6 protein-coding genes are annotated in these 6,546 nt (G+C 69.0%); 4 read left to right on the plus strand and 2 right to left on the minus strand.

The genetic code is table 11. The features are described 5' to 3' along the window. Window positions 1–268: 268 nt before the first annotated feature. Window positions 269–1,936, minus strand: coding sequence for a YbaL family putative K(+) efflux transporter (gene ybaL / locus AX690_RS09405; RefSeq protein WP_066685825.1), 1,668 nt, complete (start codon window positions 1,934–1,936; stop codon window positions 269–271). A gap of 71 nt (window positions 1,937–2,007) precedes the next feature. On the opposite strand from ybaL, the gene AX690_RS09410 reads away from it, so the two are divergent. Together AX690_RS09410 and AX690_RS09415 are read left to right on the plus strand one after the other, a co-directional pair. Then, window positions 2,008–2,256 carry a helix-turn-helix domain-containing protein gene (locus AX690_RS09410; protein WP_066685827.1) on the plus strand — a complete coding sequence of 83 codons (249 nt, stop codon included), beginning with the start codon at window positions 2,008–2,010 and terminating at the stop codon, window positions 2,254–2,256. A 24-nt stretch (window positions 2,257–2,280) separates the two neighbouring features. Beyond that, on the plus strand, window positions 2,281–4,071 hold the full coding sequence (locus tag AX690_RS09415; RefSeq protein WP_066685830.1) for a cation:proton antiporter: 1,791 nt from the start codon (window positions 2,281–2,283) through the stop codon (window positions 4,069–4,071). A gap of 3 nt (window positions 4,072–4,074) precedes the next feature. On the opposite strand, the gene AX690_RS09420 is transcribed toward AX690_RS09415, so the two are convergent. Continuing rightward, a complete protein-coding gene (locus AX690_RS09420; protein ID WP_066685832.1) occupies window positions 4,075–4,485 on the minus strand; it encodes a helix-turn-helix domain-containing protein in 411 nt (136 codons plus the stop codon). 70 nt (window positions 4,486–4,555) lie between these two features. Here AX690_RS09420 and AX690_RS09425 point away from each other — a divergent pair, with 70 nt between their 5' ends. Together AX690_RS09425 and AX690_RS09430 are read left to right on the plus strand one after the other, a co-directional pair. Continuing rightward, window positions 4,556–5,389, plus strand: coding sequence for a class I SAM-dependent methyltransferase (locus AX690_RS09425; protein ID WP_066685835.1), 834 nt, complete (start codon window positions 4,556–4,558; stop codon window positions 5,387–5,389). Between the two features lie 363 nt (window positions 5,390–5,752). Continuing rightward, a partial coding sequence (locus AX690_RS09430) for an outer membrane protein (RefSeq protein WP_156449616.1) occupies window positions 5,753–6,546 on the plus strand: 794 nt, incomplete at its 3' end.

Here is a 6,546-nt window from a genome sequence, read left to right on the forward strand (position 1 = left end):
TCTCCCCTTGCGGGAGAAGGTGTCAGCGAAGCTGACGGATGAGGGGTTGAAAGGCCTATCAGGATCGCGGAGCGCGACCCCTCACCCGACCGCCTTCGGCGGTCACCCTCTCCCGCAAGGGGAGAGGGAAGTCGGTCGGCCCTGCGATCGTCTCGCTGTAAGATGTAAGGAGGGCTCCTTCTCGGGGAGAAGGAACGCCACCCGATCTAAAACCCCGACCTCCCCGGCATTCGCCGGGGAGGTCGGGTGATTAAGAAGCCGGTCGTCCTCAGTGCCCGCCAGCCGGCGCCGCCCTGCGCGGCGCTTTCGCCAGCATCCCCCGCGCGATCTCGTCCTCGCCGATCAGGGCGTGAGACGCGCCCATCTGCTTGAGCAGCGCGACATCGTTGTCCGTATAGGCGCGGGCGACGATCAGGGCGTCGGGGTTGGCCGCGCGGGCCTGTTCGATGATCCGCGCGGCCTCGAACGGGTTGGGCACGGCCACGAACAGGTGGGTGGCCTTGTCGAGGCCGGCCTGCAGCAGCACCTCGGGCTTGACCGCATTGCCGCCGACGGTCTCGAAGCCGGCCCGGCGCAGGTCCTCGGCCCGCTCGACGTCGTCCTCGATCACGACCAGCGGCGTGCGGCCCTTCAGCCCCTCGGCCACGGCCTTGCCGACCCGGCCGTAGCCGACCAGCACCGCGTGCGGCTGGGCGGCGGCCGAGGCGGGCGGGGCCTCGCCGCGCGCCTTGGCTTCCTTGGCGATCATCTTGGGCAGGATCCGATCGAGGATCGCGAACAGCAGCGGATTGACCAGGATCGACAGGATGGCGCCGGCCAGCACCAGGTCGCGACCGGCCTCGGGCAGCAGCTTCAGCGAGACGCCCAGGCCCGCCAGGATGAACGAGAACTCGCCGATCTGGGCGAGGCTCACCGAGATGGTCAGGGCCGTGCTCATCGGCCGCTTGAAGGCGCGGACGATGATCAGGGCGGCGATCGACTTGCCCACCACGATGATCAGCAGGGTCGCCAGCACCGCCAGCGGCTCGCGCAGCAGCACCATCGGGTCGAACAGCATGCCGATCGAGACGAAGAACAGCACCGCGAAGGCGTCGCGCAGCGGCAGGGTGTCGTTGGCGGCCTGCTGGGAGAGCTCGCTCTCGGCCATGATCATGCCGGCGAAGAAGGCTCCGAGCGCGAACGACACGCCAAACAGCGCCGCCGAGCCGAAGGCCACGCCCAGGGCGATGGCCAGCACGCCCAGGCGGAACAGCTCACGCGAGCCGGTGTGGGCCACGCGGTGCAGGATCCACGGGATCACCCGCCGGCCGACGATCAGCATGAAGGCGACGAAGGCGACGACCTTCCCGATCGTCAGGGCGAAGGCGCCGAGCACCCCGCCGCCGGCGGCCGATGCGGCCGGCGCCTCGCCGCCCAGCACGCCCGACAGCGCCGGCAACAGAACCAGCGCCAGCACCATGGCCAGGTCCTCGACGATCAGCCAGCCCACGGCGATCTTGCCGCGGCCTGTCTCGACCAGCCGCCGCTCCTGCAGGGCGCGCAGCAGCACGACGGTCGAGGCGACCGACAAGGCCAGGCCGAACACGATCCCCGCGCCAAGGCTCCAGCCGAGGGCGAGCGCCAGGCCCAGGCCCATCACCGTCGCCGCCGTGATCTGCACGACCGCGCCCGGAATGGCGATCTTGCGCACCGCCATCAGGTCCTTCAGCGAGAAATGCAGGCCGACCCCGAACATCAGCAGGATGACGCCGATCTCGGCCAGCTGCGGCGCCAGTTCCTGATCGGCCACGTAGCCGGGCGTGAACGGCCCGACCAGCACCCCGGCCAGCAGATAGCCGACCAGCACCGGCAGCTTCAGCCGGTTGGCGATGGCGCCGAAGACGAAGGCCAGTCCCAGGCCCGCGACGATGGTGGCGATCAGCGAGGTATGGTGCAAAGGTCCTCCTTGACGGTCATCTTTTTCGGGCGTACTCAACCAATATGGGTGACGATGCCCGAGGCCGCTAGATGCCGCACGCAAAAATTCTCCTCCCGGCGCAATGCCGGGCCGCCCGCGGTCTGATCAACTGGTCACAGGGAGAACTCGCCGATCGGGCGGGTGTTTCGCGCAGCACGGTCAAGGACTTCGAGACCGAGCGCCACGCCCTGCATCATAGCACCGAAAGGCTGCTGATCGACGCGATCGAGGCGGCGGGCGTGATCCTGATCATGGCGGACGACGCCGGACCGGGTGTTCGCTTCAGGCGTTCGATCTAGCGGCGGAGCAAAAGGGGCGGGCGCGTGGAGCACGGGGTTTCAGCGGAGAACTACAAGGACCTGGTCCTGTTCCTGGCGACCGCCGGCATCGTCGCGCCGATCTTCAAGCGTCTGAAGATCAACTCCATCCTGGGCTATCTGCTGGCCGGCGTGATCCTGGGCCCGTTCGGCTTGGGCCGCTTCATCCCCGTCGCGCCGTGGCTGGACTACGTCACCGTCGACAACCCCGACGAAATCGCCCAGTTGGCCGAGTTCGGGGTCGTCTTCCTGCTGTTCATGATCGGGCTGGAGCTGTCGTGGGAGCGGCTGCGCCTGATGCGCAAGCTGGTCTTCGGCCTGGGCGCGGCCCAGGTGATCGGCTGTTCGCTGGTGCTGGCGGCCGGCGCCATGCTGCTGGGCCAGCCGCCCGCGGCGGCCCTGGCGATCGGCGCGGCCCTGACCCTATCCTCCACCGCCATCGCCGTGCCGGTGCTGGCCGAGCGGCGGCGGCTGCATTCCGAGGGCGGCCGGGCCACCTTCTCGGTGCTGCTGTTCCAGGACCTAGCCGTCGCGCCGATCCTGATCACCCTGGCCATCGTCGGGCGCGGCCATGGCGAGTTCCATGCCGCCGATCTGCTGTCGCTGGCGCCCGCCGCGGTGGGTCTTGGCGTGATCGTGCTGGTCGGCCGCGTCGCTCTGCGGCCGATGCTGAAGTCCGTCGCCAAGGCCAAGAGCGAAGAGATGTTCATGGCCGCCTGCCTGCTGGTGATCATCGGCGCGGGCCTGGTCAGCCAGATGTCGGGTCTGTCGATGGCGCTGGGCGCCTTCGTCGCCGGCATCCTGCTGGCCGAGACCGAGTACCGCCACGAGGTCGAGGTCAAGATCGAGCCCTTCAAGGGCCTGCTGCTCAGCCTGTTCTTCGTGTCGCTGGGCATCCGGCTCGACCTCTCGCTGCTGGTCGTCAAGCCGGCGGTCATCCTGGGGGCGGTCGCGGGCCTGCTGGTGGTCAAGGCGGCCGTGGTGTTCGGCATCGGTCTGCTGATGGGGCTGGGACGGAAGGCCGCGACCGAGGCCGCGCTGATCCTGGCGGCCGGCGGCGAGTTCGCCTTCGTGCTGCTGGACAACGCCATGGGCGCGCAGGTCGTCTCGCCGGCCATCGGCCAGGCGGTGCTGGTCTCGGCGACCCTGACCATGTTCCTGATCCCGGGTCTCGCGGCCTTGGGCGAACGGCTGGGGCGCAAGGGCGCGCCGCCGCCGGTCAGCGAGGCGCCGACGGGCGAGCCGGACCGCGTCGGTCCCGAGCCGGCCGGCCAGGTGCTGGTGATCGGCTATGGCCGGGTCGGCAAGCTGGTCGGCGACATGCTGGGCCGCCACGACCTGCCCTGGATCGCGATCGAGCGCGACGCGCGTCTGGTCGAGCAGGGCCGCCGCGACGGTCTTCGCATCTATTACGGCGACGCCGCCCGCGTGGAGCTTCTCGAGCGCTGCGGCCTCGCCACCGCCCGAGCGGTGGTCGTGACCATGGACGCGCCCGAGGCGGCCGAGGCGGTGGTCGCCGCCGCGCGCGGCGCGCGCCCGGAGCTGGCCATCGTCGCCCGCGCGCGTGACGCCCGGCACGCGGCGCGACTCTATGAGCTGGGCGCCACCGACGCGGTGCCCGAGACGATCGAGGCCTCGCTGCAGCTGTCCGAAGCCGTCCTGGTCGACATCGGCGTGCCGATGGGCCTGGTCATCGCCTCGATCCACGAGCGCCGGGACGAGTACCGCAAGAAGCTCAACCGCCCCGACGCCCTGGGCGGCAAGCGCCGGCGGTTGCGGGACGCTTCGCTGCGGTAGCCCTCAGACGGCCTCGGCCCGATACCGGCGGCGCCGATGGCCCGCCGCCTTGACGATCCGCAGGAAGTGCGGGCAGTCCGTCAGGATGGGAACCTTGCAATCGGCGGCGTGGCGCAAGCCCTCGCGCATTCGGGTCAGCTGGTCGATCCGCCTATCCAGCTGGGCGGCCTTGTCGCGGAGGCGGGCCCGGTCGATGTCCGGGCCGTCCAGCAGGTCGGCGATCTCGTCCAACGTGAATCCGCAGGCCCGGCCCAGCGCGATCAGAGACAGGCGTTCCGCGGTCTCGGGGGCGAACAGGCGCTTGAGGCCCCGGCGGCCAACCGAAGCGATCAGCCCTTTCTCCTCATAGAAGCGCAGAGCCGAGGCCTTGACGCCGGACCGCCGGGAAAGCTCGGAGATATCGATATCGAACACCGCTTGACCTCAAGTGCGCTTGAGCTTGCAGGATCTTCCGACTGGCCGATCATGGCAATGAGGAGACAAGATGAGCACGAGCGTCGATCGCGACATGGCGGCCTATTGGGACCGCGCGGGTCAGGTCTGGGTCGAGCATCAGGCGTTGCTGGACCGGATCATGGCTCCGATCGGCGAGGCGGTGGTCGAGGCCGCGGGGCTGGTCAATGGCGAGGCCGTGCTGGACGTGGGCTGCGGCGCCGGCGCGACCACTCTGGAAGCCGCCTGGCGGACGGGGCCCGTGGGACGCGCGGTCGGCGTCGACATCACCGGCGCTCTTGTCGAGCTGGCCCGTCGACGCGCCGGCGAGGAGGGCCTTGAGGGCGTCGAGTTCCTGCTGGCCGACGCCCAGGCCCACGCTTTCGCCCCTGTGTTCGATGCGGTCATTTCGCGGTTCGGGGTGATGTTCTTTCCCGATCCCGTCGCCGCCTTCGCCAATCTGCGTGGGGCGCTGAAGCCGGATGGACGCCTGACCTTCGCCGCGTGGCGCTCACCCGAGGAGAACCCGCTGGCGCTGGTCCCCCTGCAGGCGGCCGCGCCATTCCTCGCCGAGCCGCCGGGGTTCGACAGGGATGCCCCCGGTCGCTTCGCCTTCGCCGATCCAGAGCGCGTCCGGGCGATCCTGGCCGCAAGCGGATGGCGCGACGTGGCGATCACGGCGCTCGATGTCGCCAGTCCGCTGTCGTTCGACGAGTTGATGACCATGAGCCTGCGGATCGGCCCGCTGAATCCGATCCTGAAGACCGCGGACGCGAGCTTGCGGCGCAAGGTCGAGGTCGCCGTGGCGGAGGCGCTGGCGCCGCGGGTCAAGGATGGCGCGGCGACGATGGAGTCCGCCTGCTGGCTGGTGACGGCGAAGGTCTAGAAGGCGGGCGAGGGGCGGCGATCGCGGTCCATGCGGCCTTTTCTGACGATGGTCGCGAAACGGGTGAGGATTTTCGGCGACGATTTGCGAATGCTTGGCCTTTTCTGTCCGCAAGAACCTTGCGCGCAATCGTTTCACGTGCGAACCCAGCAAAAGCTGACGCTTCACAATCTGTGGAGGTCGGCGGGCATGCTCGGAAGCGATTCTGAGGGGCGGTCTTGTGGAGCTTTCCCTTGAAAAATCAGGGGGGCGAAACCTGCCGAGTGTGTCTTCGCCGACACTTTCCCGTGGCGTTCGCCTTGGTATAACAGCGTCAGGCTCGGGTTACCGAGCCTGGGCAGGGCAATAGAGGGCTCTTCAAAAATGAAACTCAACCTCCTGGCGGGAGCCGCTCTGGCCGCGGTGTTCGCCGCGTCGGGCGTTTCGGCCCAAGAGACCGGCTGGTACGGCGCGGTCGATCTTGGCTATCACTGGCCGCAATCGCTGAAGACCGAGTCGGACGCGCCCGTCGTCGACGGCGTCCCCGCCCACTGGGCTTGGAAGTCGGACAGCGACTGGACCGGCTTCGTCCGTCTGGGCTACCAATTCAACCCGCACTGGCGCGCTGAAGTCGAAGGCGGCTACCGTCCGGGCGACCTGAAGGGCGTTCGCGGCCCTGGCGTCCGCGTCCCGACTGGCCTCTGCACGCCCGGCGTGACCCGCACCCTGACCGCCCCGACCTGCGGCGCTCCGGAAGGTTCGATCGACTCCTGGACCCTGATGGCGAACGTCCTCTACGACTTCGCGCCGGGCGCCTGGTTCAACCCGTTCGTCGGCGCTGGCGTCGGCATCAACCGTCTCGACGTCAAGACCCTGGGTCAGTTCAGCAACGTCGGCGTCGTCTCCGCGTCGAACGCCGCCGTCCAGAACCTGACGGTGGACGATGACGATCTGGCCGTCGCTTGGCAGGCCATCGCCGGCACCTCGATCAAGGCGACCGACAAGCTGAAGATCGACTTCACCTACCGCTACCTCACCGGCTCTGACCATACGTGGCAGTCGTCGGGTTCGGGCGTGGTGCAGCCGGGCGCCTTCACTGGTCAATACAAGGACCAGTCGGTGACCGTGGGTCTGCGCTACTCGTTCGCGTCGCCGCCTCCGCCGCCGCCGCAGTACGA

The organism is Caulobacter sp. CCH9-E1 (genome assembly GCF_001556515.1).
Lineage (GTDB): Bacteria > Pseudomonadota > Alphaproteobacteria > Caulobacterales > Caulobacteraceae > Caulobacter.